The 24,582-nt window shown below is 74.4% G+C and carries 23 protein-coding genes and 1 tRNA gene; 16 read left to right on the plus strand and 8 right to left on the minus strand.

Annotated elements, in window-relative coordinates; translation table 11 throughout:
* Nucleotides 1-276 precede the first annotated feature (276 nt).
* Genes ACODT5_RS11890 through ACODT5_RS11920 form a run of 7 tightly spaced genes read left to right on the plus strand, consistent with a single transcriptional unit; the run spans nt 277 to nt 7,686 of the window.
* Nucleotides 277-1,434, plus strand: a complete 1,158-nt coding sequence (locus ACODT5_RS11890) for a 3-oxoacyl-ACP synthase III family protein (RefSeq protein WP_422519130.1) — start codon at nt 277-279, stop codon at nt 1,432-1,434.
* On the plus strand, nt 1,431-2,183 hold the full coding sequence (locus ACODT5_RS11895; protein ID WP_422519131.1) for a glycosyltransferase family A protein: 753 nt from the start codon (nt 1,431-1,433) through the stop codon (nt 2,181-2,183). The genes ACODT5_RS11890 and ACODT5_RS11895 overlap by 4 nt, the downstream gene beginning before the upstream one ends.
* Entirely contained in the window at nt 2,183-3,817 is a 1,635-nt protein-coding gene (locus ACODT5_RS11900) for an AMP-binding protein (RefSeq protein WP_422519132.1), read from the plus strand. The genes ACODT5_RS11895 and ACODT5_RS11900 overlap by 1 nt, the downstream gene beginning before the upstream one ends.
* On the plus strand, nt 3,814-4,743 hold the full coding sequence (locus ACODT5_RS11905; protein ID WP_422519133.1) for a YhjD/YihY/BrkB family envelope integrity protein: 930 nt from the start codon (nt 3,814-3,816) through the stop codon (nt 4,741-4,743). Before ACODT5_RS11900 ends, ACODT5_RS11905 begins: the two co-directional genes overlap by 4 nt.
* Nucleotides 4,740-5,504 (plus strand): glycosyltransferase family 2 protein, encoded by a 765-nt coding sequence (locus ACODT5_RS11910; RefSeq protein ID WP_422519134.1) that lies wholly within the window; start codon nt 4,740-4,742, stop codon nt 5,502-5,504. The genes ACODT5_RS11905 and ACODT5_RS11910 overlap by 4 nt, the downstream gene beginning before the upstream one ends.
* Nucleotides 5,501-6,772, plus strand: coding sequence for a cytochrome P450 (locus tag ACODT5_RS11915; RefSeq protein ID WP_422519135.1), 1,272 nt, complete (start codon nt 5,501-5,503; stop codon nt 6,770-6,772). Before ACODT5_RS11910 ends, ACODT5_RS11915 begins: the two co-directional genes overlap by 4 nt.
* On the plus strand, nt 6,769-7,686 hold the full coding sequence (locus ACODT5_RS11920; protein WP_422519136.1) for an NAD-dependent epimerase/dehydratase family protein: 918 nt from the start codon (nt 6,769-6,771) through the stop codon (nt 7,684-7,686). Before ACODT5_RS11915 ends, ACODT5_RS11920 begins: the two co-directional genes overlap by 4 nt.
* 33 nt (nt 7,687-7,719) lie before the next feature.
* Here ACODT5_RS11920 and ACODT5_RS11925 read toward each other — a convergent pair.
* Together ACODT5_RS11925 and ACODT5_RS11930 are read right to left on the minus strand one after the other, a co-directional pair.
* Nucleotides 7,720-7,792, minus strand: a tRNA-OTHER gene (locus ACODT5_RS11925).
* A 79-nt stretch (nt 7,793-7,871) separates the two neighbouring features.
* Entirely contained in the window at nt 7,872-9,245 is a 1,374-nt protein-coding gene (locus ACODT5_RS11930; RefSeq protein ID WP_422519137.1) for a hypothetical protein, read from the minus strand.
* 125 nt (nt 9,246-9,370) lie between these two features.
* Here ACODT5_RS11930 and ACODT5_RS11935 point away from each other — a divergent pair, with 125 nt between their 5' ends.
* Entirely contained in the window at nt 9,371-10,687 is a 1,317-nt protein-coding gene (locus ACODT5_RS11935; RefSeq protein ID WP_422519138.1) for a hypothetical protein, read from the plus strand.
* A gap of 58 nt (nt 10,688-10,745) precedes the next feature.
* On the opposite strand, the gene msrB is transcribed toward ACODT5_RS11935, so the two are convergent.
* From msrB to ACODT5_RS11955, 4 genes are all read right to left on the minus strand, one after another.
* On the minus strand, nt 10,746-11,159 hold the full coding sequence (msrB, locus tag ACODT5_RS11940) for a peptide-methionine (R)-S-oxide reductase MsrB (RefSeq protein ID WP_422519139.1): 414 nt from the start codon (nt 11,157-11,159) through the stop codon (nt 10,746-10,748).
* A gap of 36 nt (nt 11,160-11,195) precedes the next feature.
* Entirely contained in the window at nt 11,196-12,590 is a 1,395-nt protein-coding gene (gene murC / locus ACODT5_RS11945; RefSeq protein WP_422519140.1) for a UDP-N-acetylmuramate--L-alanine ligase, read from the minus strand.
* Nucleotides 12,591-12,678: 88 nt separating this feature from the next.
* Nucleotides 12,679-13,146 (minus strand): indole-3-glycerol phosphate synthase, encoded by a 468-nt coding sequence (locus tag ACODT5_RS11950; RefSeq protein WP_422519141.1) that lies wholly within the window; start codon nt 13,144-13,146, stop codon nt 12,679-12,681.
* Nucleotides 13,147-13,293: 147 nt separating this feature from the next.
* Nucleotides 13,294-14,067 (minus strand): pyrimidine reductase family protein, encoded by a 774-nt coding sequence (locus tag ACODT5_RS11955; protein ID WP_422519142.1) that lies wholly within the window; start codon nt 14,065-14,067, stop codon nt 13,294-13,296.
* 36 nt (nt 14,068-14,103) lie between these two features.
* Between ACODT5_RS11955 and zapE the strand changes: the two genes are divergently transcribed.
* The 5 genes from zapE (at nt 14,104) to ACODT5_RS11980 (ending at nt 19,991) form a co-directional block, all read left to right on the plus strand.
* Entirely contained in the window at nt 14,104-15,207 is a 1,104-nt protein-coding gene (zapE, locus tag ACODT5_RS11960; RefSeq protein ID WP_422519143.1) for a cell division protein ZapE, read from the plus strand.
* 61 nt (nt 15,208-15,268) lie between these two features.
* Nucleotides 15,269-15,700, plus strand: a complete 432-nt coding sequence (locus tag ACODT5_RS11965) for an OsmC family protein (RefSeq protein WP_422519144.1) — start codon at nt 15,269-15,271, stop codon at nt 15,698-15,700.
* A gap of 483 nt (nt 15,701-16,183) precedes the next feature.
* Nucleotides 16,184-17,575: an alkaline phosphatase PhoX gene (locus tag ACODT5_RS11970; protein ID WP_422519145.1), complete on the plus strand. Its 1,392-nt coding sequence runs from the start codon at nt 16,184-16,186 to the stop codon at nt 17,573-17,575.
* Nucleotides 17,576-18,204: 629 nt separating this feature from the next.
* Complete coding sequence (locus ACODT5_RS11975) at nt 18,205-19,035, plus strand: PPK2 family polyphosphate kinase (RefSeq protein WP_422519635.1); 831 nt, start codon at nt 18,205-18,207, stop codon at nt 19,033-19,035.
* Nucleotides 19,036-19,052: 17 nt separating this feature from the next.
* Nucleotides 19,053-19,991, plus strand: a complete 939-nt coding sequence (locus ACODT5_RS11980; RefSeq protein WP_422519146.1) for a polysaccharide deacetylase family protein — start codon at nt 19,053-19,055, stop codon at nt 19,989-19,991.
* 48 nt (nt 19,992-20,039) lie between these two features.
* Here ACODT5_RS11980 and ACODT5_RS11985 read toward each other — a convergent pair whose 3' ends face one another.
* Entirely contained in the window at nt 20,040-20,240 is a 201-nt protein-coding gene (locus tag ACODT5_RS11985; protein WP_356515534.1) for a hypothetical protein, read from the minus strand.
* A 66-nt stretch (nt 20,241-20,306) separates the two neighbouring features.
* The gene (locus ACODT5_RS11990) at nt 20,307-20,981 is read right to left on the minus strand and encodes an AIM24 family protein (protein WP_422519147.1); all 675 of its coding nucleotides are present in this window, start codon (nt 20,979-20,981) and stop codon (nt 20,307-20,309) included.
* Between the two features lie 71 nt (nt 20,982-21,052).
* Here ACODT5_RS11990 and ACODT5_RS11995 point away from each other — a divergent pair, with 71 nt between their 5' ends.
* From ACODT5_RS11995 to ACODT5_RS12005, 3 genes are all read left to right on the plus strand, one after another.
* On the plus strand, nt 21,053-21,802 hold the full coding sequence (locus ACODT5_RS11995; protein WP_422519148.1) for an aminoacyl-tRNA hydrolase: 750 nt from the start codon (nt 21,053-21,055) through the stop codon (nt 21,800-21,802).
* Nucleotides 21,803-21,971: 169 nt separating this feature from the next.
* A complete protein-coding gene (locus ACODT5_RS12000) occupies nt 21,972-23,426 on the plus strand; it encodes an MbnB/TglH/ChrH family RiPP precursor modification enzyme (protein ID WP_422519149.1) in 1,455 nt (484 codons plus the stop codon).
* Nucleotides 23,423-24,508 carry a TIGR04222 domain-containing membrane protein gene (locus tag ACODT5_RS12005; protein ID WP_422519150.1) on the plus strand — a complete coding sequence of 362 codons (1,086 nt, stop codon included), beginning with the start codon at nt 23,423-23,425 and terminating at the stop codon, nt 24,506-24,508. Before ACODT5_RS12000 ends, ACODT5_RS12005 begins: the two co-directional genes overlap by 4 nt.
* Nucleotides 24,509-24,582: the final 74 nt, after the last annotated feature.

Here is a 24,582-nt window from a genome sequence, read left to right on the forward strand (position 1 = left end):
GGACGACCTCTGCGGGTGAGACGGGTGCGGGGGGTGTCGAGGGGCGCCCCAAGAACAGCGGTCCCGGGGTACCGGTCGGCGTTGCTTTCATGACAGTGGGCCGTACACCTGGAGAACGGAATACCTCGTCAGACGGTTCATGCCCCACGCGCCACATGTCTTCGCGGGCGGCGACTCCGGTCGGCGGAACGGGGGTTCCTGGTACTCATCCGGCCGGCGGGCGGGATGAGCATCCGTACTCAGGACCGGGCACCGCTCGCGCGTCATGGTGAGGACATGCCGAATCAGCCATCCGCACCGCGCCCGCCCGGCCCGCCTCCGCCCGGCCCGCACGCGCCCGGCCCGCACCCGCCCGTGCGGCAGTCGCTGTCGCAGTCTCCGTCGGAGTCGCCGTCGGAGTCGCCGTCGTCGCCGTCACTGCCACGGGAGCAGCCGCGGCTCCGCGCCGGGATCACCGCCGTAGCCGGCATCCTGCCCGGGGACGTCCTCACCTCCGACCGGCTCCAGCGCGAGATCGCCGACCGGGCCGGACTCACCCTGCCGCCAAGGCTGTTGACCCAGGCCACCGGGATCCTCAGCCGCCGGGTCGCGGGCGACGGGGTGTACGCGTCCACGCTCGCGGTGGGCGCGGCCCGCCGGGTGCTGGACAGCGCCGGGCTCGGGCCCGCCGACATTGACCTGCTGCTCTTCGCCTCCGCCTCCCGCGATGTCGCCGAGCCCGCCACCGCGCACATCGTGCAGGCCGAACTCGGTACGAAGGCACACGCCCTGGACGTCACCAACGCGTGCAACAGCTTCGTCAACGGCATCGACCTCGCCCGCGCCATGATCCTCGCCGGCCGGGCCCGGCGGGCCCTGGTGGTCACCGGGGAGACCCCGAGCCGGGCCGTGCGGACGGCTCCCGCCGACTTCGCGGAGTTCCGCGCGGGCTTCGCCGGCTACACCTTCGGCGACGCGGGGGCAGCCGTGATCGTGGAGCCGGTGGAGCGCGGCGGGATCCTCGACGTGGACACCGAGACCCACTCCGAGCACTGGGAGGTCGGGGGCATCCCGGGCGGCGGTTCGCGCCACCCGCGCGGGGACGCGTACACCTACTTCCGCGGCGACGGGCACGAACTGCGCGGGGTCTTCGAGAAGGTGGGGACCGCCGTCATCGACCGGACCCTGCACCGTACGGGCATGGGCTGGAACGACTTCTCGAAGGTGCTGGTGCACCAGGTGACGGTGCCCTATCTGGAGCGGTTCGCCGAGCTGACCGGGGTGCCGGCCGGGAAGCTGGTGGTGACCGTGCCCGAGCTCGGCAACATCGCGAGCGCGACGATCGGGGTGCAGCTGGACCGAATATTCGGCGAACTTGCCTCTGGAGACCGGGTGTTGTTCGTGGGACTCGGCGGCGGGATCAGCATCATGACGATGGTCTGGGAGAAGTCGTGAGCGCGGCCGGGCGGCTGTGGGTGGTGGTGCCCGCGCACGAGGAGGAGGCCCGGCTCGCCGGGACCCTCGCCGCGCTCGCCCGCCAACGGGACCGGGACTTCACCCTGTTGGTCGTCGACAACGCCTCGGCCGACCGGACGGGCGCCGTGGCGCGGGAGTTCGCGGCGGGCGCCCCCTTCTTGGTGGAGGTCATCGAGGAGCCGGAGAAGGGCGTCGGCTCGGCCGTGGACACCGGCTTCCGGTACGCGATCGGGCGCGGCGCGACCCTGCTCGCCCGGACCGACGCCGACTGCCTGCCCCACCCGGGATGGACGGGCGCGGCGCGGGCGGCGCTGGTCCGCAGCCCCGGGCTGGTGTGCGGGCGGATCGTGGCCCGCCGGGACGAGCACGGCCCGCTGGGCCGGGCCGGGTTCGGGGTGCTCGTACGGCTCGCCTGGCTCTTCGGCCGGCTGCGGCCCGAGCACGCGCGGCGCCGCGGGTACCGCGCCCCGTACCGGATGCACGCCGGGAACAACATGGCCATCACCGCCGAGCTGTACCTGGCCGTCGGCGGGATGCCCCGGCGCCCCTCCCCCACCGACCGGCTCTTCCTCAACGCGGTGCGCCGCCACACCGACCGGATCACGCGCTGCCGGGCGATGGTCGTGGAGAACTCCACGCGCCGGCTGCGGGCGTACGGGATCACCGGCACGGCCCGCTGGTACCTCGGCCGCGGCAGCGGCCCGCACGGAACGGACGACCCCCGCTGATGCTGGACCGCCTCGACCACGCACTGCGCGCCCACCCCGAGCGGCCCGCAGTCCTCACCGCCACCCGTACGGGAGCCACCCGGACCGCCGCCACGCGCGGGGAACTCGCCGACATGGCCGACGCGTTCGCCGCCGCGCTGTACGCGCGCGGACTGCGCGCCGGGGACACCGTCGGGGTCGCCGTACGCCCCGGGCCGCGCGCGCTCGCCGTCCTGCTCGCACTGTGGCGGCTCGGTCTGCGCGGGGCCGTCCTCGACCCGGGGGCCGGACCCGACGTGCTGCGCGCCCGGCTGGCTTCGGCGCGGCCCGCTCTGGTGCTGGCCGACGCCGCCGCGCAGGCGGTCGCCGGGTGGGCACGGCCGCTGGCCCGGCGGGCGGCCGGGCTGGAGCTGCCGGAGCTGGCCGGGCTGGGTGCGCCGGTGGCCACGGTCGGGCGGCGGCTGCCGGGGTGCGCGCCCGGACTGGACCGGCATGCGGGGCGGCTCGGTGTTCCCGCGCGGTTCACCAGTGACGAGGACGCCGACGCGGTCATCGTGTTCACCTCCGGGACCACCGCGCGGCCCCGGGCGGTGGTGCACACGCGGGCGAGCCTGGCCGCCGGGATGGAGACGGTGTCGGCGCTGTTCTCCCCCGCGGCCTCCCCCGCGTTCTCCCCCGCCCCGGGGAAGACCTGGGCTTCCCCGGCGGCTGCCGAGCCCGTGCTCGGCGGCACCTTCTTCGTGCTCGTGCCCGCCCTCGTGCGCGGCGCCCCCGTGGCCCTCCCGGCGCGTTCGCCCCGGGTGCTGGCCCGCCAACTGGCCCGGCTGGCACCGCGGGACACCTACCTCACCCCGCCGCAGCTGCGGGACGCGCTGCGCGCGGGGGCCCGCTTCCGGGGCCGGGTGTGGACCGGATCGGCTCCGGTGAGTGCCGAACTGCTGGGGCGCGTACGGGAGTCAGGGGCCGATGAGGCCTGGGGGGTGTACGCGCTGACCGAGTTGTTCCCGGCCGCCGCGGTGGAATCCCGGGAGAAGGCCGCCCACGAGGGACCGGGCGACCTGGTCGGCGCCCCGCTGCCCGGTGTGCGCGCCGAGTGCGACGCGGACGGGCAGCTGCTGCTGGGCGGTCCCGGGGCCCGCCGCCGCTACCTCGGCGAGGACCCCGATCCGTGGGTGCGTACGGGCGACCGGGCGCGCCTGGACGGCTCGGGCCGGATCGTGCTGGAGGGCAGGGCCAAGGACATGGTGCTGCGCCGGGCCGAGAACATCTACCCGGGCCTGTACGAACCGGCCCTGCACGTGCCCGGGGTGGAACTGGCCCTGCTCGTCGGGGTCCCGGCGGATCCCGGCGACCGGCACGGCTACGGCGACGAGCGGCTCGTGGCGGTCGTCCAGCCCTGCCACGGCGCCGACGGGGCCGCGCTGCGGTCCGCGCTGGCGGGCCCGCTGCGCCGCATGGGCACGGCCGCGCCCGACGCCCTGCTGTTCGCGCGGATCCCGCTGTCGGGACGCTCCCGCAAACCGGACCGCGCGGCAACGGCGGCCCTGGCGGCGCACCGGCTGGGCTCCGGCCCTGGCACCGGCACCGGCACCGCCTCCGGCCCCGGCACCGGCACCGGCACCGGCACCGCGCCGAACGGTGCGCCCCGACCGTGAGCCGCCACCCCGGCCATGACCGCCCGCGCGCGGCGACAGCGCCCCCGGGGACGGCCGCACCCGCATGGCGGGCCCGCGCCCGCGCCGTCCGGCAGCGGGTCACGGCCGCCCGGCCCCGCTCCGGGGCGGGGCCCCGCGCCCACCGGGCCGCCACCGCCCCGTGGCGGGCCGTCCGGGAGCGGGTCATGGCCTCCCACCGCCGCTACACCCGGGCCAACGGCGACGCACTCGCGGGCTCGCTCACGTACGCCCTGCTGGTCGGGACGGCCCCGGCCGTGCTGCTGCTCGGCTCGCTGGCCGGCCGGGCCGGGGCGGGCCCCGGCGGGGCCGGGAGGGCCGTGGACGGGCTGGCCGCGGCCCTGCTGCCCGCCGCCGCGGCTCCGCTGGCCGGTCGGCTGCCCACGGCGGCCCCGCACTGGCGGCCGCTGCTCGTCCTGGCCCTCGGCTGGTCGGTGGTGCGGCTGACCCGGGCGCTGCGTACGGGCATCCGGGCCATGTGCGGGCAGAACGCGGGCAGCGGGAACCCCGTGCGCGACGCGGCCCGGGACATCGCGGGCGCGGCCGTGCTCTGCCTCGCGGGCGCCGCCGTCGCCGCCGCGGTGACGGCGGGCGGTCCGCTCTGCGCGGTCCCGGCGCTGTGGGCGCTGTTCGCGGCCGTCCTGTGGCTCGCCCCGCGCCGGGCCCCCGGCAGGCCCCGGCCGGCCGCCGTCGCGGGTCCGGCGCTGACGGCCGCGCTGGCCTGCCGGCTGCTCGCCCTCGCCGCGGGCCCCTACCTCGCCGCGACCGCCGAACTGCACGGCGACCTCTACCGCGGGGCCGGGCCGCTGATCGGACTGCTCGTCTGGGGCAGCCTGTGCGCCCGGGTACTGCTCCGCGCGGCCTCCTGGGCCGCCACCGCCAACCAACTTGAAGGAGCGAGGAGTTGACGAAGCCGAACCTGTGGGTGGTCGTCCCCGCCTACAACGAGGCGGCGGCCATCGGGGCCACCCTGGCCGCGCTCGCCGCCCAGCACGACACCGGATTCACGCTCGCGGTCGTCGACAACGCCTCCACCGACCGGACGGCCGAGACCGTACGGGACTTCGCGCGCTCGGCGCCCTTTCCCGTCGAGCTGGCCCGGGAGGAGCGGCCCGGCGCCGGGACCGCCGCCGACACGGGCTTCCGGTACGCCATCGCCGCCGGCGCCACCCACCTGCTGCGCACCGACGCCGACTGCCTGCCCGCCCCGGACTGGACGGCCGTCGCGAAGGCGGAGTTCGGGCGGGGCGCCGAGATGCTGTGCGGCCGCAGCGTGCCGCGCCGCGACGAGCGGCCCACCCTCCTCGAAGCCCGGCTGCTGCCCGCGCTGATCCGGCTCACCTCGCTCTACGGCCGCTACCGGCGGGCCCACCGCCACCCGCGCTACCGCACCCCGTACGTCCTGTGCCACGGCCACAACCTGGGCATCACCGCCGGCCTCTACCTGCGCTGCGGAGGCGCCCTGCGGGTGCCGCTGCACGAGCGCTCCGAGGACGTGGCCCTGCTGAACCGGGCCCGCGAGCACAGCGAGCGGATCGTGCGCGCGGAGCACCTGGTGGTGCAGAACAGCTTGCGCAGGCTGCGGAGTTGGGGACCCCGCCGCACCCTGCTCTGGTACTGGGACCGGCGCTACCGGCCCGCCGACACCGCGGAGGCACACGTCCGATGACCACCGACCCGAAGATCCGCACCCAGGCCCGCGCCCAGGCCCGTGCCGAGGCCCGCACGGATGCCCGCACGAAGGCGCGCGCCGAAGCCCGCACGGAGGCCCGTGCCCAAGCCCCCACGACTTCCCTCCCGAAAGCCCCCACGGATGCCCGTCCCAAAGCCCGCGCCGAGGCCGGCGCGAAGGCCCGCCGCCGGGACCGGCGGGTCTACCTGCGCGCCCACCCGCTCCTGTTCGCCCTGCTCGCCGCCACCCGCGGGCGGCCCGTGCGCCGGCTCGGCCGCGGCACGCTGCTCGTCCACGGCACGGCGGCCTACCGGGAGGCGCTGACCCGGCTGCCACTGGACCGCACCGCGCCCGGCACCACGGGCGGCGCGGCCCGGGCCGCCCGGGTGGAGGGCGTGCTCTTCGATCAGGAGGGCTCCGGCCACCGGACGGCCCGGCGGGAGCTCGCCGAGCTGCTCGGCGCGGCCGGGACCCGGGAACTGCGCGCCGTATGGCATCCGTTGCTCCTACGACGGCTCGCGCCGCTGCCGCTCGGGGGCACGGTGGACCTGGTCCCGCTGGCCCGGGAACTGGCCGGCTCGGTGGTGCACGCGCTGCTGCGCCCCGGCTCCGGGGCCGACGCCTGCGCCTCCCCCCTCGCCCTCGCGGAGGCCGCCGCCGAGGCCGCGGCCGCCTCCGTGCGCAGCCACCTCCCCGGCCCGCCCCGCCCCGGCGCCGGGGCCGCGGCGATCCGCACCTCCGAACGGCTCCGCGGGCTCCTGGGCCCCGGGGCGGACGACCGGGCCGCGATGCTGGCGGTCGCGGCCGTCAACACCACCGTCGCGGCGCTGCCCCGGGCCGTGGCCTGGTGCGCCGACGCGGGCCTGTGGGACCAGGCGGCGGACCCGGCGCTGTGCCCCGCCCTGGCCGACGAACTGCTGCGCGTGACGGCCGCCTCCCCGCTCCTCCCCCGGGTGGCCGCGGCCGGCGGCTCGGTCGGGGGCTGCCCGGTCCGGGCCGGGGACCGGCTGCTCCTGGTGGCCCGGCACGCGGCCGGAGCCCACCTGCGGGACCCCGACGGGCGCAGCCCCGCCGAGCCCGGCGTCGCCCGCCTGGTCTTCGGCGCCGGGCCGCACGCCTGCCCCGGAGCCCGCCTGGCGCGGGAGCAACTGGTCGGCGTACTGGCGGCGCTGGCTCCGCACCGGCCGGTCGTGACCCGGGCCCGGGTGGACCGCCGGGCCGCTCTGCCCGGATGGCGTTCGCTGGTCGTACGGGCAGCAGCATGAGGTCCCGTAGCGCCGCCGGGGTCCGGATCGCCGTCACGGGCGCGAGCGGCTTCTGCGGCGGGCACGTCGCCCGCGCCGCGGCGGCGGCCGGGGCCCGGGTGGTGTGCGTGGGCCGCAGGCCCGGACCGCTCGGGGAACACCGCTTCTGGGACGCGTCCCTCGGGGAGCCGGATCTCTCGGGCGTGGACCTCGTCGTGCACTGCGCGGCGGCGGTCGGTGATCCGGCGCCGGGCTCCCCCGCGGAGGCCGTCATGCACGCGGTCAACGTGACCGGCACCGAACGGCTGTTGCGCGCTGCGGGCGCCCGACCGGTGGTCTGGGTGAGCAGCGCCAGCGTCTACGACCCGCGCCCCGACCGCACGCTCGTCCGCGAGGACCACCCGCGCACGGGGCACCTGAACGCCTACGGCCGTACGAAGGCGGCCGGCGAGGCCCTGGCGCTGGCCGCGGGCGCGGTGGTGCTGCGCCCGCGCGCCGTGTACGGCCCCGGCGACACCCAGCTCCTGCCCCGGCTGCTCTCCCGGGTCCGCGGCGGGACCCTGTTCCTGCCGGGCCCGGACGTCCCGCTGAGCCTGACGGCGGTGGAGAACCTCGCCGGGGCCTGCCTGGCGGCTCCCGCCTGGCCCGCAGGCGCGTACAACATCGCCGACGCCCTCCCGTACCGGCGCGACGCGGCCGTCGCCGAGGTCCTGCACGCCCACGGGGTCCGCGCCCGCGTACGGCACCTCCCGCCGGCCCTGGCGCGGGCCGCGGCGAGGATCTCGGAATCCCTGTCCTGCGGCGAACCGGCCCTCAGCCGCTACGCGGTGGACCAGCTGGCGCACCCCGTGGTCCTGGACCTGACCCGGGCCCGCGCCCAGGGCTGGACCCCGTCCCGGACCCTGTCGGACCACCTCGGCGACCTGCGCGGGTGAGCCACGGGAAGAAGAAGGGAAAGAAGAAGGCGGCGACGGGGGCAGGATTCGAACCTACGTCCACCCGGAAAGCGAGCCGGGCGCTCCTCCGCAGAGCTTCCCCGCCGCCGCTGCGATCCTCTTCCGCAACGGCCGGACGGGGCAACTCATTTACCGCGGAGAGCGGTTCCGCGGCGGCCGGCAGCTCACAGCCACTCCTGCGCGGCGGCCCGCTTCCCCTTGCCCGAGAACACCCCCGCGGACCGCAGGGCGCTCGCCATCAGCGGATCGGCGACCTTGACGCCGTGCACGAGTTCCGGCGTCCGGCTGTAGGGGGCCGGCTCGGCGACGGGCCTCTGTGCGGTCCAGCCGCCCGCGACGGGGTCCACACCGTGGCGCCGGCAGACCGCCTCGACCAGCGAACGGGGGCACTCCGCCTCACCGCGCAACACCTCCCAGGGCAAGGGGAGTTCCGCCCACACGTACGTGTCGGGGTGCAGCCCGCCACCGCTCCTGCGGTGCCAGTAGGCCACGTCGGCCGCCATCAGCCGGGGCACCTTGCCCGGGCAGAAGCGGTCCAGCAGGTCCTGCTCGCCCAGTTCGCCGACCAGCGCGAACCAGTGCGTCCGCGCCGTGCTCCAGGCCTGGGCGGCCTGGTTCCAGGTCGAGGAGTCGTTGCCGGGCCGCACGATCATGGTGTGCCGCTCCAGCCGGCACCGGTTCCAGGCGTCCTCCAGCATCACGGCCACCTCCCGCAGGAAACGGTTCCAGCGCACGAGGAGCCGGGCGACCTCCGCGTCGGAGAGGTGCCCGAGCACCTCGGCGGTCGGGTACGCGTGGGCGACGACGTACCAGTTCGTCCGGTCGGGCTCCGCGCACAGCCGCTGGAACAGGGCGTCGGCCACCTCGTCGTACGGCCGCCGCTGCTTGCCGTTGGTGAAGACGCTGCGCATGCCGCCGCGCGCGGTGAAGTACGCGACGAAGGCCGCGGTGGCCGGGTCGGCGGCGAACGCCTCGTACGGCAGGGTGTGCGCGAGCGCCCCCTTGCCGGTCATGGTGATCTCGCGGCGGCGCTGCTCGTGCACGATCCGGGCCAGTTTGGCCTCCATGCGGCGGAGCAGCCGGAAGCGCTTGTTGTACTGGCGCTTGGAGAGCCCGCCGAGTCCCGCCTCGGCCCGCTCGTCCCGGTCGAGGCGATCCATGCCGAAGTCGTTCTGCCCGTACTCCCGGCCTATCTCCTCGCCGGCCCGGCGGATCACCTCTTCGATGCGGGCGGGATCGTCCCCAGCGTCCGCCGGGGGCTCCGGCAGGTTCGGGAACAGGGCGGCGGTGCGCGCGAGTTGGCGCTGTGCGCCGACGGGCCGCGCGAACTCCTCGCTCATCGAGGTGTAGCCGTGCCACATGCTGCGCAGCGAGTGCTCGACGGCCTTGCCGAGAGCGGTGGCGGTGACGGGATCGAGGTCGGTGTGCTGGGCGGCGAACAGGTCCTGGACCAGCTGGGCCACGTCCTCGGGACGTTTGCGGAGCCCGAGGGAGGCATGCAGCTCCCGCAGGAGCTGCTCGGCGTGGAGCGTCGGCATGCGCCACACCCTGCCACCGGGCCCGCGGGAGCTCCACCGGATATCGCCGTCGCCGGGCACACGGGGTTCGTGCCGTTCTCGTCGGACGGCAGCCGTAGGCTGCTGTCCGAATACAAGGGGAGACGATGACTGACGACCGCGAGGCAGTAATTCCGGTGTGGACGCTGGCGACCGGGGACGTCCAGGTGCCCGCGTTCTTGGCCGGGGACGAGCCGATGACGGCTGCGCGCCTGGCTGAACTGCGCAGTGTGCTGGCCGGCCTGGCCGACGAGCCGATCTCCACACTGGAGGCGCATCCGCTGCCCGACAAGCTCGACCGCGGCCGGGGCATCCCGCTCGACGCCGCGAGTCCCCTGGCGGAGCACCTGTCGAAGCTCATCACGCAGTCGGCGCGAGATTCCTCCGCGGCGGCCACGGCGACCGCTGCCGGCGGCGGCCTGTACCGCATGGTGGTTCCGGCGAAGGTCGTCGCCCAGCTCGGTCAGGGCATCGTCCGCCCGATGGCGTCGAAGGCGGCGGCCGGTGGCATCCACGGAGCGCTCATGAACTCGACGGGCATCGCCGCCCAGGCGACGTTCGTGCCGGTCGGCAAAGCGGCGGCAGCAGGCGCGGCCGGTGGAGCGGGTGCGACGGCCGGCATCGCGGCGGCCGGCAGCGCGGCGCTCACCGTGGCCGCGCCGCTCGTGCTCATGGCCATAGCGGTGGGGGTGAGCGCGCATGCCGACCAGGCACGCAGGCAGGCTGTCGAACGCATCACGGAACTGCTGGAGCAACTGCACGAAGAGAAGCTCGCCGACGAGCGCAACGAACTCGACGGCTGCCGCGATGCCATCGAGAAGGCCACCGCCGTCCTGCTCGACCAAGGCAAGCTCGGTGTCTCGCTGGGACTGGACTCGGCGGTGCATGCCATCAGCAAGGCGCTGGCCGCCGCTGACCGCCGCCTTGCCAAGTGGCAGAGCGAACTCGACAAGCTGCCCGAGGGCAAGCCCGTCCAGATCGGCACGCTGAACAAGTCGTTCCCCGGCGTCGACGACCACGGCGGCGAGTTCCGCACCCACCTCGAACTCGCCGCCCTGGCCATCGCGCTGAAGCGGCGGGTCATCGTCCTGCAGGCCGTCGAGCACGCCCAGATCGACCGCGGCAACGTGTTCGCGAACTTCACCCGTGCGCTCAAGGCTGACCAACAGCGCCTCGGCACACTGGAGTCGGGCATCGCCGGGGTCCTGGAGCGCCTGTCGGCGCTGGAGTTGGCACGCACTTCCGGTCTGGTGCCCGTGATGCACGTCGGTGACGTCGATCGCCTGCTGCGCGCGGCGAACGGGCTGCACAAGCTGGGTGACGGCGTCGTGGTCAACAGCCCCGCGACCGACGTGGCGATCGAGATCGCCCGCGACAAGGACGGCTCGCTGGTCGTGTTCCCCGCGCTGCCCGCGTACGCGTAGGCGCGCCCGGGCGGCCACGCCGTGGCTCGGCGTGGCCGCCCCGTCGGCGGGCGCCGGTTCAGTCCCGGGCCGGGTCCGGCGTCAGGCGCAGGGAAATGCTGTTGATGCAGTAGCGCTGGTCCGTGGGGGTCGGGTAGCCCTCGCCTTCGAAGACGTGGCCCAGGTGGGAGCCGCACTTCGCGCACAGGACCTCGGTGCGGACCATGCCGTGGGCGACGTCCGCCTTCAGCTCGACCGCGTCGGAGTCCTTCGGGTCGTAGAAGGACGGCCAGCCGCAGTGCGATTCGAACTTCTCCGTGGAACGGAACAGCTCGGAGCCGCAGCCGCGACAGCTGTAGACGCCCTCGGTCTTGGTGTCCGTGTACTCACCGCGGAAGGCGGGCTCGGTCCCGGCGAGGCGCAGTACCTGGTACTCGGACGGGGTCAGCTCCGCCTGCCACTGCTCGTCCGTCTTCTCTACCTCGTACGACATGACTGATCTCCCGTTTTCCCGCTCTTCCCAGAGCCGTCAGTTCGACAGACGGGCCAGGATGGCCGGCCCCAGGTCCGTGACGTCGCCCGCACCCATGGTGAGAACGAGATCGCCGGGCTTGGCCATTCCCGCGATGACGTCCGCGACGGCTTCCTTGGAGTGCTCGGGGGTGACGTCGGCCCCGGCGGCGCGGGCGGCGGCCACGATGATCTCGCTGGTGATCCCCGGGATCGGGTCCTCGCGGGCCGGGTAGATGTCGAGGACGACCGAGGCGTCGGCGAGGGCGAGGGCCTGGCCCATCTCCTTGCCGAGCTCCTGGGTGCGCGAGAAGAGGTGCGGCTGGAAGACGACCAGGATGCGGGAGTCCCCGGCGGCGCCGCGGATGGCCTCCAGGTCGGCGGTCATCTCGGTGGGGTGGTGCGCGTAGGAGTCGATGACCTGCACTCCGGCAGCCTCGCCCTTGAGCTGGAGGCGGCGCTTGACCCCGGTGTACTTGCCGAGGGCAGAGGCCAGGTTGTGCGCCGGGATGCCGAGCGCGACGCCCGCGGCGAGGGCCGCGACGGCGTTGTGCGCGTAGTGGCGGCCGGGCACCGACACGGTGAAGGTGAGCATCCGGCCGCAGATGACGACGGTGACCTCGCTGGTCAGGCCACGCGGGGTGATCTTGGTGATCTGGACGTCGGCGGAGTCCTCCTCGCCGTACGTGACGATCTCCAGGTCGGGGTTGCCGCTGACCCGCCCGGCGATCTCGACCGCGCCGGCCTGGCCGTTGGCGATGACCAGGGTGCCGCCGGCCGGGATCTTGCCGACGAAGGTCTCGAAGGACTCGTAGATCTCGTCCATCGACGCGTAGTTCGCGTGGTGGTCGAGCTCGGCGTTGAGGATGATCGCGACCTGCGGGGTGTACTTGTGGAAGCTGCGGTCGCTCTCGTCGGCCTCGGCCACGAAGATGTCGCCCTCGCCGTGGTGAGCGTTGGAGCCGGGGGCGTCCAGGTCGCCGCCGATGGCGTACGAGGGGTCCAGGCCCAGCGCCGAGAGGGAGACGGCCAGCATCGAGGTGGTGGTGGTCTTGCCGTGGGTGCCGGCGACGGCGATCGGCCGCAGGCCGTCCATCAGCCCGGCCAGGGCGTCGGAGCGGTGCACCACGGGGATGCCGAGCTCGGCGGCGCGGGCCAGCTCCGGGTTGTCGGCGCGGATGGCGCTGGAGACGACCACGCAGGTGGCGTCGTCGGCGAGGTGACCGGCGGCGTGCCCGATGTGGACCGTGGCGCCGTGGGCGCGCAGCGCCTGGGCGGTCTCGGAGTCACGGGCGTCGCTGCCGGCCACCTGGGCGCCGCGCTGGGCCAGGATCTTCGCGATGCCGGACATGCCGGCGCCGCCGATGCCGATGAAGTGGGGCCGTTCCATGGCGGTCGGCAGGCCGGGCTTCATTCAGGTAGCTCCAGGATCGAGTGCGTACGTACGGCAGCCGGATGCGCGGATGCGGGTTGCACGGATGCGCGGTCCGGCCGCCTCCACCCTATTCCTTGTGGGCGAAGAGCTTGAGCACCGGAACGCCCACCTTGTGGCGCGCCCGTGAGGCCCAGTCCCGGTGGAAGAACTCCTCGACGTAGTGCGGGGCGGTCAGCACGATCACCTCGTCGGCGTTGGTCTCGGCCACCACCGCCTTCAGCTTGTCGAGCGGATGGTCTTCGACGATCTGCCCGACGGCCTTGGCCCCCTTGGCCCGCAGCGACGCGAGGGAGTGCTCGATCGCCAGTTCGGCCGGGCCGCGGGCGGCCTCGCCCTCCGGTTCGTCGCCCTCGTGAATGGCCTCGGGAAGCTCACCCAGCGCTACGTCGTCGATGGCGCGCAGCAGCCGGTCCCGGTCGCCGCGGGGCTGCATGAGGACGATGAAGGAGACCTGCTCGTCTCCGTGGAGGGTCGTGACGAAGTCCACGTCGACGGGGGTCAGCGGCTGCTCGATCATCAATACGCTCGTGAACACGGACGCCCTCTCCTTCGTGGGCCGAGACCGGCCGGCCGGCCCCTGCGGAAACCATCCTGCCCCGCTGTGGCACGGGGCCTGTGCGGTTATACCTGCCCACTAATGTGCCCAGCGGAAGCTAAGCGGAACGACTAATTCCGCCTCTCTTCAGATCCGACGGTAACGCGTGAAGAGAAACCCGGCCTCTTCCAGCAGGCAGGCCGCTGCGAGCCGGTGCGGAACCGTGACGGACGGCCCCCCGGAGATCCGCTGGGCGTCACCCGCCGTGAGCATCGGCGAGATCGTCAGGCACAGCTCGTCCAGCGCGTCCGCGGCCACGAACTGGCCCAGCAGCCGGGGCCCGCCCTCGGTGAGCTGGCGGCGCAGCCCCCGGTCCGCGAGTTCCCGTACGGCCCGGGCCGGATCCACGCCCGCCCCGTCGCCGGCCACCACCACCTGCGCCCCGGCCTTGGCTGCCTCGGCGACCCGGTCGGCGGGGGCGGCGGCCCCCGTGAGCACCAGCGTGGGCTCCAGCGGGGAGGTGAACAGCGGCAGCGAGAAGTCCAGGTCAAGGCTGGCAGAGACCACCGCGATGACGGCGGCGGGCCCCTGCCCCGCCGCCGCGCGGCGGGCGGCGAAGGCCTCCCGGGCCCGCGCCGGGCGGTAGCCCTCCTGGCGAACCGTTTCCGCACCGACGACCACCACATCGGCCAGGGCCCGCAGGGTGCCGAAGATCCGCATGTCGGTCTCGTTGGAGATGGGCTGGGAGCGCCCGTCGTGCTGGGCCGCGCCGTCCAGGGTGGAGACCATGTTGGCCCGCAGCCAGTGGCCGTCCGGGCCGAGTTCCGGGTACTCGTACGCCTCGGCGAGTTCGTCCAGCGACCACTCACGGTCGTTCTGGTCCGCTGATGTCTGATCGGTCACAGGGAACAGGCGTCGCATCGGTGCAGTGTGCCACGCCCCGTAGAGTTAAGAGCTGTGTCAACATCACTCTCGCCCTCAGCGTCAGCCTCCGGGCGGCCCCCGATAGCCGACGCGGGACCGCAGTCCCTGTGTGCCCGCGAGCCGCGGGTGCCCGCAGAGCGGCTCGTGGCCGAGATGGTGCCGCCGCCGCGCTTCGACTCGGTGCGCTTCGACACCTACGACCCCGACCCGGCCCAGCCCAGCCAGTCCGAGGCCGTCACCGTCCTCGCGGACTTCGCCGCGGGCCTCGGCGGGGCGCACGCGAGCGGCTCGGGCAAGAAGCGCTGGTTCTCGAAGAAGCCTGTCGCCCCCACCGGCCCGCGCGGTGTCTACCTCGACGGCGGCTACGGCGTGGGCAAAACCCACCTGCTCGCCTCCCTCTGGCACGCCACCCCGGCCGAGCCGGCCCTCAAGGCCTTCGGCACCTTCGTGGAGCTGACCAACCTCGTCGGCGCGCTCGGCTTCCAGCAGACCGTGCAGACCCTCGGCGGGCACCGCCTGCTCTGCATCGACGAGTTCGAGCTCGACGACCCGGGCGACACCGTCCTCGTCTCCTCCCTGCTCAGCCGCCTGGTCGAGCAGGGCGTGGCGCTGGCCGCCAGCTCCAACACCCTGCCCGGCAAGCTCGGCGAGGGCCGCTTCGCCGCCGCCGACTTCCTGCGGGAGATCCAGGGGCTCTCCGCGCACTTCCGTCCGCTGCGCATCGACGGCCAGGACTACCGCCACCGCGGCCTGCCCGAGGCCCCCGCGCCGTTCTCCGACGAGCAGGTGGCGAAGGCCGCGTACGCCACCGAGGCCGCGAGCCTCGACGATTTCCCGGGGCTGCTGGAGCACCTGGCCAAGGTCCACCCCAGCCGGTACGGGGCCCTGACCGACGGCATAACGGCCGTCTGCCTCACCGACGTCGGCCCGGTCCCGGACCAGTCGACGGCGCTGCGCCTCGTGGTCCTCGCCGACCGGCTGTACGACCGCGAGGTCCCGGTCCTGGCGGCGGGCGTCCCCTTCGACAAGCTGTTCAGTGACGAGATGCTGAACGGCGGCTACCGCAAGAAGTACTTCCGGGCCATCTCGCGGCTCACCGCGCTGGCACGCGACGCGAAGCCCCTGGTGTCCCAGTAGGTTTGGAGACGCCGGCCCGTTCCGCGGGCCGGCCGTTTCCACTTCTGCGAAGGGATCCACCATGGCTGGCGCCACCCGCAATGCACACGCCGTCTGGGAAGGCGACCTGTTCGAGGGCAAGGGCGAGGTCACCCTCGACTCCTCCGGCCTCGGCAGCTACCCCGTCTCCTGGCCCGCGCGCACCGACGAGGCGGCGAACGGGCGGACCAGCCCGGAGGAGCTCATCGCCGCCGCGCACTCGAGCTGCTTCAACATGGCCTTCTCGAACGGTCTCGCGAAGGCGGGCAACCCGCCGGCCAAGCTGACCACCTCGGCCGCCGTCACCTTCGTGCCGGGCAAGGGCATCACCGGGATCCACCTCACCGTCGAGGGCGAGGTGCCGGGCCTGGACAACGACGCGTTCGTCGCCGCGGCCGAGGACGCCAAGAAGAACTGCCCGGTCAGCCAGGCCCTGACGGGCACGACCATCACCCTCAGCGCGAAGCTGGCCTAGCTGCTGCCGCCGGGCGGGCGAACCAGGCCCGCCCGGCCCCTTCCAGCCTCGCCCGGCCATATCCAGCCCCGCCGGCGTTTGAGGCGCGGGGTCCGGGGCGGAGCCCCAGCAGCTCCGCGCGGCCACATCGAGCCCCGCGGGCAAATCCAGCCCCGCCGGCGTTTGAGGCGCGGGGTCCGGGGCGAAGCCCCAGCAGCTCCGCGCGGCCACATCGAGCCCCGCGGGCAAATCCAGCCCCGCCGGCGTTTGAGGCGCGGGGTCCGGGGCGGAGCCCCAGGGGGTCCGGGCGCAGCCCCGGGGAACGGGCGAAGGGCGGGTAGGGGACTTCGCCCCGCGCAGCGGCAACGGTCGCCGCGGGGACTTCGCCCCGCGCAGCGGGCCCCGCACCCCGGCCGGGACCGGTGCCCGCGCGGCGCGGCGAGGACGGCAGGCCGGCGTGGTACCACGGGCCCGTCGAAGACCGCCCCGCACCCGGAGTTGCCGATGAACCTCAGCCGACGCAGTCTGATGGCGGCCGCCACCATCTCCTTCGCCGGATCGCTCGGCGCCCTCTTCGCCGGAGCCGCACCGGGAGCGGGCGCGGGCCCGACCGCGCGCAGCAACAGCACAGGGGGTACGGCGGCCGCCTCCACCCGCAGCTACGGCCCGCTCGTGCCCGACCCCGCCGGACTGCTCGATCTGCCCGCCGGGTTCACGTACCGCGTCCTCTCCCGCGCCGGCGCCCCCCTGCGTTCGGGCGAGGGCAGCATCCCGGGCAACTTCGACGGCATGGCCGCCTTCGACGCCGGGCAGGGCCGCGTCCGGCTGGTGCGCAACCACGAGAACCGCACCACCGCCGCCCTGCGGGTCCCTCCCGTCGAGGGGCTCACCTACGACCCGTACGCCCTCGGCGGCTGCACCCTCCTCGGCCTCGACCCGGCCGGCCGGGTCACCGCCGAGCGCGTCGCCCTCGCCGGCACCGCCGTCAACTGCGCGGGCGGCCGTACCCCCTGGAACACCTGGCTGTCCTGCGAGGAGACCGAGGACCGCGCGGGCACCGCCGGTTACACCCGCGACCACGGCTACGTCTTCGAGGTCGACCCCGCCGACCCCCACCGCTCCGGCGCCGTCCCGCTCACCGCGATGGGCCGCTTCGCACACGAGGCCGTCGCCGTGGACCCGTACCTCGGTGTGGTCTACGAGACCGAGGACGCCTTCACCGAACCCTTCGGGCTCTTCTACCGGTTCCTGCCCGCCCGCCCCCTCGGCGGCCCCGGCTCCCTGCGCGCCGGCGGCGAGCTGGAGGCCCTGCGCGTCCCGGGGCTGGCGAACCTGGCGGTGGTGGACGAGCCCGGGTCCGAGTTCCCGGTGGAGTGGGTGCCCGTGCCGGACCCGTCCGCGTCCGGGACCCCGATCCGGCTCCAGGACTTCGGCCCCGGCGGGATCACCCACGCCCAGAAGCTGGAGGGCTGCTACTGGGGCGACGGCGGCGTCCACTTCGTCTCCAGCTACTCCCGCACCCGCGAGGGCTCCCCCGCCGACCACCACGGCCAGGTGTGGTTCTACGACCCGCTGCGCGCGCGGCTCCGGCTGGACGTGGTCTTCGGCCCGGCCGCCGACATCCAGCTGCCCGGCGACTCCCCCGACAACATCTGCCTGGCCCCCGACGGCGGCCTGATGGTGTGCGAGGACGGCGGCGGCGCGCAGTACGTCTTCGGCGTGACCCCCGGCGGCGAGGTCTACCCGGTGGCCCGCAACGCGGCCGACATCGGGAAACCGGGGGCGCCGGAGTGGGGCGAGTTCGCCGGAGTCACCTTCTCCCCGGACGCCCGGACCATGTACGTGAACGCGTACATGCCCGGGACCACCTTCGCGGTGACGGGTCCATGGCACTGATCCGTACTGCCTTACGGCCCGTCCGTACCGCCTTCCGGCCCGCCCGGCCCGGTCTTTCGCCACGTCGCGGTCCACTGCGTTGTGGTGGAGGATCGTATGGAGTCGACGGATCGAGGTAGGTAGCGGTGGCCAAGAAGGACAGCGGGAAGCCGAAGGGGTCGGCCGAGCCGACGGAGACGGCGAAGTCCGGGAAGGGCACCGAGCCCGGCAAGGGCGAGAAGGCGAAGGCCGGCGTGTCGGCCAAGGCGGAGAAGACGGAGAAGGCGGAGAAGGCCGAGGCCAAGGCAAGGGCCAAGGCCGCCGACTCCGAGAAGCCCGCCAAGGTACCGAAGGCACGCAAGGCCCCCAAGGACACCAAGGCGGCCAAGGCGGCCAAGGCCACCAAGTCCGCCCCCGAGAAGCCCGCGGAGCCGGCCGCGCCCGCCAAGGGCGAGAAGAAGGCCGAGCCCGATGCCGGCGCCTCCGCCTCTGCCTCCACCGGCGGGAAGCCGAAGTCCAAGCCCCTCTCCCTCCGCGAGCTGCTCCGCATCTCCGCCGAGAACTCCAAGGGCTCCAAGGGCGGCACCCGCAAGGCCGGAGGCCACGGACACGGTCACGGACTCGGCTTCGAGTACGGCTACGACACCCCCCTGAGCCCCCTGCTCCGCGTCCCCTCCGGCGAGCGCGTCGACCTCGGAGCCTTCCACACCGGAGCGACCCCGGCCGGTCCCACCGACAAGACGGCCGGCGTGGCGGCCACCGCCCAGATGGGTGAACGGCTCGCCTCCCTCCAGGAACGGCTCTACGCCGCCAGCACCGCGGGCGACCGCCGCCGCGTCCTGCTCGTGCTCCAGGGCATGGACACCAGCGGCAAGGGCGGCACCGTCAAGCACGTGATCGGCCTGTTCAACCCCTCCGGCTGCCGGATCAAGGCCTTCAAGGCGCCCACGTCCGAGGAGCAGAACCACCCCTTCCTCTGGCGCATCATGAAGGCGCTCCCCCAGCCCGGCGAGATCGGCATCTTCGACCGTTCGCACTACGAGGACGTCCTCATCGCCCGCGTCCGCGACCTGGTGCCGCGCAGTCAGCTGGGCCGCCGCTACGCGCAGATCAACCGGTTCGAGAAGTCCCTCGCCGACGACGGCGTCACCGTGGTGAAGGTCTTCCTCCACATCGGCTACGAGGAGCAGCGCAAGCGGCTCCTGGAGCGGCTCGACAACCCGGACAAGCACTGGAAGTTCAACGCGGGCGACATCGAGGAGCGCTCCATGTGGCCCGCGTACCAGCAGGCGTACGAGCTGGCCCTGGAGCGCTGCTCCACGGACGCCGCGCCCTGGTACGTGGTCCCCTCGGACCGCAAGTGGTACCGCAACTGGGCGATCAGCAAACTGCTGCTGGAGCACCTGGAGGGCATCGCGCCGCAGTACCCGAAGGGTGACTTCGACGTGGAGGAGTGCCGCACCCGCTTGCTTGCCACATAGTCATATATTTTGCGTATGTGACCATCTCAGTGCGCAGGACGGCTGCCGTCGCGGCCGTAGCAGCTCTCAGTGCCGCCCTCGCCGCGTGCGGGGGCGGCACCAGTACGCCGGACGCCGGCGGCCGGGCCCGGATGGGAGCCTCCGCGGCCCCCTCCGCTCCGGCCTCGGCCTCCCCCTCCACCGCGGGGTCCGCCGCCCCGCCGGCGAGCCCCCGGAGCAGTCCGCCGGTGACCCCGCAGCCCGGCGCCCCGGGCAAGGCACCGACCATGGCACCTGGTCCGGGCGGTCTGACCCCCGTCTTCGACCGCGCGAAGCAGGCGACCGACAAGACGGTGGCACTGACCTTCGACGCCGACATGACCTCCGATCAGGGGCCGCGCGCGGCGGGCGGCGAGCGCTTCGACAACCCGCAGCTGATCTCCGCGCTGCGCACCCTCAAGGTGCCCTCGACGGTGTTCATGACGGGCCGCTGGGCCGAGGAATACCCGGACCAGGCGAAGTCCATCGGCACCGACCCGAACTTCGAGATCGCGAACCACTCCTACAGCCACCACGCCTTCAAGTCCCCCTGCTACGGACTCCCCACCCTCGACGGGGCCGCCGCCCGCGCCGACGTGGACCGGGCCTTCGAGGCCTTCCGCAAGGCGGGCGCGGTCAACACCGTCCCGTACTTCCGCTTCCCCGGCGGCTGCTACGACGACCAGGCGCTGCGGGCCATCTCCACGGCCAAGGTCACGGCCGTCCAGTGGGACGTGGTCAGCGGGGACGCGTTCGCGACGGATCCCGACGCCGTGGCCGAGCAGGTGCTGGCCGGGGTGAAGCCCGGCTCGGTCGTGGTCATGCACTGCACGCGCAGCGCCGCCCCGGTCACCGAGCAGGCCATCCGGAAGATCGTCCCGGAGCTGCGCAAGCGCGGCTACCGCTTCGTCAAGGTCTCCGACCTGATCGGAAAGTAGCCCGCGGCCCGCGGCCCCCCTGCCCCGGCTACTGCCCCCGCTCCGGCCTCAGCCGGAGCAGGCCGTGCGCTGCGCGTCCTGCCACTCGCACACCGGACACAGCACCACGCCCGGTGTCGCGACCCCGTACTCGGTGGGCTTCCCGCACTCCACGCAGTCGGCATAGGGCGGCCCGGCCACCCGCCCGGCGGGGGCCGCGGGGGCGGGGCAGTACGAGGAGTCGGTGGCGTGCTGCTCCGTCTGGTCCATGCGTACGAGCCTACTCACCCGCGCCGCGCCCGCGGCGTGGGCGGTCAGCAGGTGGTCGGTGCGCGGTCAGTGGGCAGCGGCCGACTCGACGGCCTCGCTCGGGCGGACGATGACGAAGCCCTCGCCGCTGAGCCCCAGCTGGACCGCCTCCCCGGAGCCACCCCGGATCATCGAGCCGAAGGACTGGGAACGGTGCAGCGCCGCCTCCAGGCGGGCGCTCCAGCCGACCACCGCGTCGGTGTCCACGTAGACCGGGGCCTGCGGGGTGACCGGGATGACGATCGGGTTCCCGTCACAGACGACGGCGAGCTTTCCGGTGCCGGTGAAGAGGCTGTTGAAGAGGCCGCCGCCGACCATGCCGGCGCCCTTCAGCATCTTGATCTCGTAACCGAGGGAGGGGTCGAAGCACAGGACGTTGCGGCCGTTGACGGTGAGCGCGTCACCGGGCTCGAACTCGATGACGAAGCAGTGGCCCGCCCGGTGCGCGAACCAGGCCTCGCCCTGCCCGCGTACGGACATCAGCGGGAGCCCCTCACCCGTGACGGCGCGCCTGAGCAGGCGGCCGACGCCCTCCCCCTTCCGTTCGAACCGCAGGTTCCCGCGGAAGGCGACCATGGAGCCCTGCCGGGCGAACATCTCACCGTCGACGGTGTACTTCACGGACTTGGCGTTCTGCAGGGTCATCCCGGGCACGGCGGACGCCTCGGCCAGGTTCCCGGACGCGAATAGGTCACTCTTCATGCCGTCGATCCTCGCCCGTCCCGGACCCCTCGGGCATCAGCCTGGAGGCGGACGCTGGCATCCTTGGCCGGATGAGCACCGAGGACACGCGCCACGACACCCGGGTACCCGCCGTCGGGTCCGACAGCCCCTTCCGGCAGGAGCGGATCGCCCGCGACGACGCACCGCAGTACGTCCTCCCGCTGGTCGTGCGGATCGAGAAGGCCGAGCCGCCGGCCCGCACCGACGCCCTGGAGACGGCCGCCCGCGCGGTGCTCGTCCTGCTCACCGACGAGCGGTCGGCCGGCGAGGGCGAGTGGGCGGCGGCGGTCCGGGACTGGCAGGACGCGCGGATCCGCAAGGTGGTGCGCAGGGCGCGCGGGGCGGAGTGGCGCAAGGCCGGGAGCCTGCCGGGCCTCACGGTGCACGGTGCGGACTCGGAGGTACGGGTCTTCCCGCCGGTGCCGCTCGACGGCTGGCCCAAGGAGCTGGCCAAGCTCCAGGTGTCGGGCACCGACCTGGACGACCCGGAGCCGGTCGCTCCGGCGGAGGCCGGGCTGCCGGTCCTCTGGCTCAACCCCGCTCTGGACATGTCGGCGGGCAAGGCCATGGCCCAGGCCGGACACGCGGCGCAGCTCGCGTGGTGGGAGCTGACCGGCCCGGAGCGGGCCGCGTGGCGGGAGTCGGGCTTCCGGCTGGCCGTACGGACGGCCGCGCGCGAGCGGTGGGCGGAGCTGTCGGGGAGCGGGCTGCCGGTGGTGCGGGACGCGGGGTTCACCGAGATCGCGCCCGGGTCGTGCACGGTGGTCGCCGACCATCCGGCGCTGCGGGCGCGGCTGTAGCCGTCCCGGCATCTGGGAGGGGTCGGGAAAGCGGTCCGGACGGTGGTCCGGAAGGTGGTCCGGGCCGGGAACCTCAAATGTTGCTCTGAACGTCCCTCTGGGCGGGTTGGCCCGGCTCCGTCGGGGTCATGACATCGGCACACGGACCGATGAGAGGGGGCGAGGGGACATGAAGCCCATGGCACACCTGGGGGTGGGCATCGGCTGGCGGCCGGAGATCGCGGGGGCGGTGGAAGGGCTTCCGGGCCTGGACTGGGTCGAGGTCGTCGCGGAGAACATCTGCCCCGGCCACCTGCCCGAGTCGCTGGAGCGGCTGCTCGCACGCGGGGTCCGCGTGGTGCCGCACGGGGTCTCGCTGGGCATCGGCGGCGCCGACCGGCCGGACCCGGCCAAGCTGGCCGCGCTCGGGGAGCGGGCGGTGGCCCTGGGGGCTCCGCTGGTCACCGAGCACATCGCCTTCGTACGGACCTCCTCGGTGGCGCCGGGACCGGTGCTCGAAGCCGGGCACCTGCTGCCCGTGGCGCGGACCCGGGACGCGCTGGACGTGCTCTGCGAGAACGTGCGGATCGCGCAGGACGCGCTGCCGGTGCCGCTCGCGCTGGAGAACATCGCGGCGCTGGTGTCGTGGCCCGGGGAGGAACTCACCGAGGGGCAGTTCCTGACGGAGCTCGTGGAGCGGACCGGGGTGCGGCTGCTCATCGACGTGGCCAACCTGCACACCAACCGGGTCAACCGGGGGGAGGACCCGCTCGCCGTACTGGACGGGATCCCGCTGGAGGCGCTGGCGTACGTGCACGTCGCCGGGGGCGTGGAGCGGGGTGGGGTGTGGCACGACACGCATGCGCATCCCGTGCCGGCGGTGGTGCTGGAGGTTCTCGCCGAGCTCCGGGCCCGCGTGGACCCGCCCGGGGTGCTGCTGGAGCGGGACGACGACTTTCCGGCCGACGCCGAGCTGGCGGGTGAGCTGGCCGCGATCCGCGGGGTGCTGGGCGGCCCTGCGGGGGCGGAGTTCCCCTACCCGCCCTTCCACCATCCCCCAGACTCCGTCCGGGGGGACCCCCAGCCGGGCGCTGCCCGGACCCGCGCCTCAAACGCCGGCGGGGCTGGATCGGGGTCCGGCCCGGACCTCGCCTCCGGCGCCGACGGGGCGGGGACGGGCTCGGGCCCGGACCGCGCCACGGACGCCGGCGGAGCCGGTGACGGGGGTGTGCCGGACTCCGTGCGGACGCGGGTCGGGATCGGGCAGGCCGCCTTGTTGTCGGCGCTCGTTGCCGGGACGCCCGTGCCCGAGGGGTTCGACCGGCAGCGGGTCCGCGTACAGGCGCGGGCGCTCGCGGCCAAGCGGGCCGGGGTCGTGGCCAAGGTCGCGCCCGAGCTGACCGGGATCCTGGGCGGGGAGGACGCGTACCGGGAGGCCTTCCTCGGCTATGCCCGGCAGCGGCCCATGACCGCCGGATACCGCCGCGACGCGCTGGACTTCGCCGAGCACCTGCTGGTCCGGGACCTGCCCGCCGACCCCGCCGCCCGGCGCCGGCTCACGCTCTGGTGGCGGGACCGGGCCGGGGCCAGGCCACCTGGCCGCGCCGCGCGCTGGGCCCGTGCCCTGGTGGGGAGGGCGGCATGAACTTCTTCGACTTCCTCGCCGTGGCCGTCTGGATCGGCGTCATCGCCTCCGGCGTCGTCCTCGTGCGCGGCCTGCGGCAGTCGCGGCCGCCCACCCTCGGCCCCGCCCCGCGCCTGCACGACCTGTCCGAGGCCGCCTTCATGGCCGGCGGGCCGGGGGCGGTGGTGGACGCCGCGCTCGTCTCGCTGCTCTGCGACGGCCGGATGCTGGTCGGCGGGCCGGGCATCGTCCAGGTACGGCCCGGGGTGCGGGGCGGCGACCCCGCGCAGCGGGCCGTGCTCCAGGCCTGTCAGGGCGCCCCGTCCGGGTGGCTGTACCAGATCCGCTACGCCGCCATGCGGGATCCGGCCGTGCAGGAGACCGGTGACGCGCTGGCCGCCCGCGGCCTGATCGCCACCCCCGGCGGCCGGCACCGCTGGCTGCGCCACGGGGTGATCCAGGCCGTGGTGTGCGGGGTGGCACTGTTCCTCTCGCTTCCGCTGTCCTTCGTCGCCTTCGTGCTCCAGGAGGGGGCCGGATCCGTCCGCGTGCCGTTCATCGCCGAGGTGTTGCCCGTCCTGCTGGGCGGAATCGTCGTGGGCACCGTCGGCGCCTCCCGGGCCCGGCAGCGGATCACCCCGGCGGGGGCCGCGGCGCTGCGCGCCATCCGCGCGCACTACGGGGCCGACCAGAACCCGTACGTCCAGACCTCGCTGTTCGGGCTGCGGGGCCTGCGGGACCCGTACCTGCGCGAGCAGTTGGTGCCGGCGGCCCGCGGGACCCGGCTGGCGGCGGCCCAGTCCCGCGGGCGTACCGGCGGCTCCGATTCGTCCTGGGCGTCCGGGGCCGAGGTGATCCCGATCGTCTGGTGCGCGGGTTCCGACGGTGGCGGGTCCGGTGGGTCCGGCGGGTCCGGTGGATCGGGCTGCGGATCCTCGGGGTCGGTCTGCGGGTCCTCCGGGAGCGGTTGCGGGGGTGGCGGGTCCAGCGGTTCGAGCTGTGCCGGCAGCTCCGGCGGCTCGAGTTGCTCCAGCGGCTCCAGCGGCTCCAGCGGTTCGAGTTGTAGCAGTTCGTCCAGTTCGAGCTGTGGCAGCAGTTCCTGACCGTCCATCACGGCCCCGTCACGAGCTGCTCACACCTCGGCAGAGCCCTGTACCGGCCGGTTCCACATCTTGTA

The organism is Streptomyces tatrensis (assembly GCF_049310065.1).
In the GTDB taxonomy this organism is placed as follows: Bacteria; Actinomycetota; Actinomycetes; order Streptomycetales; family Streptomycetaceae; genus Streptomyces.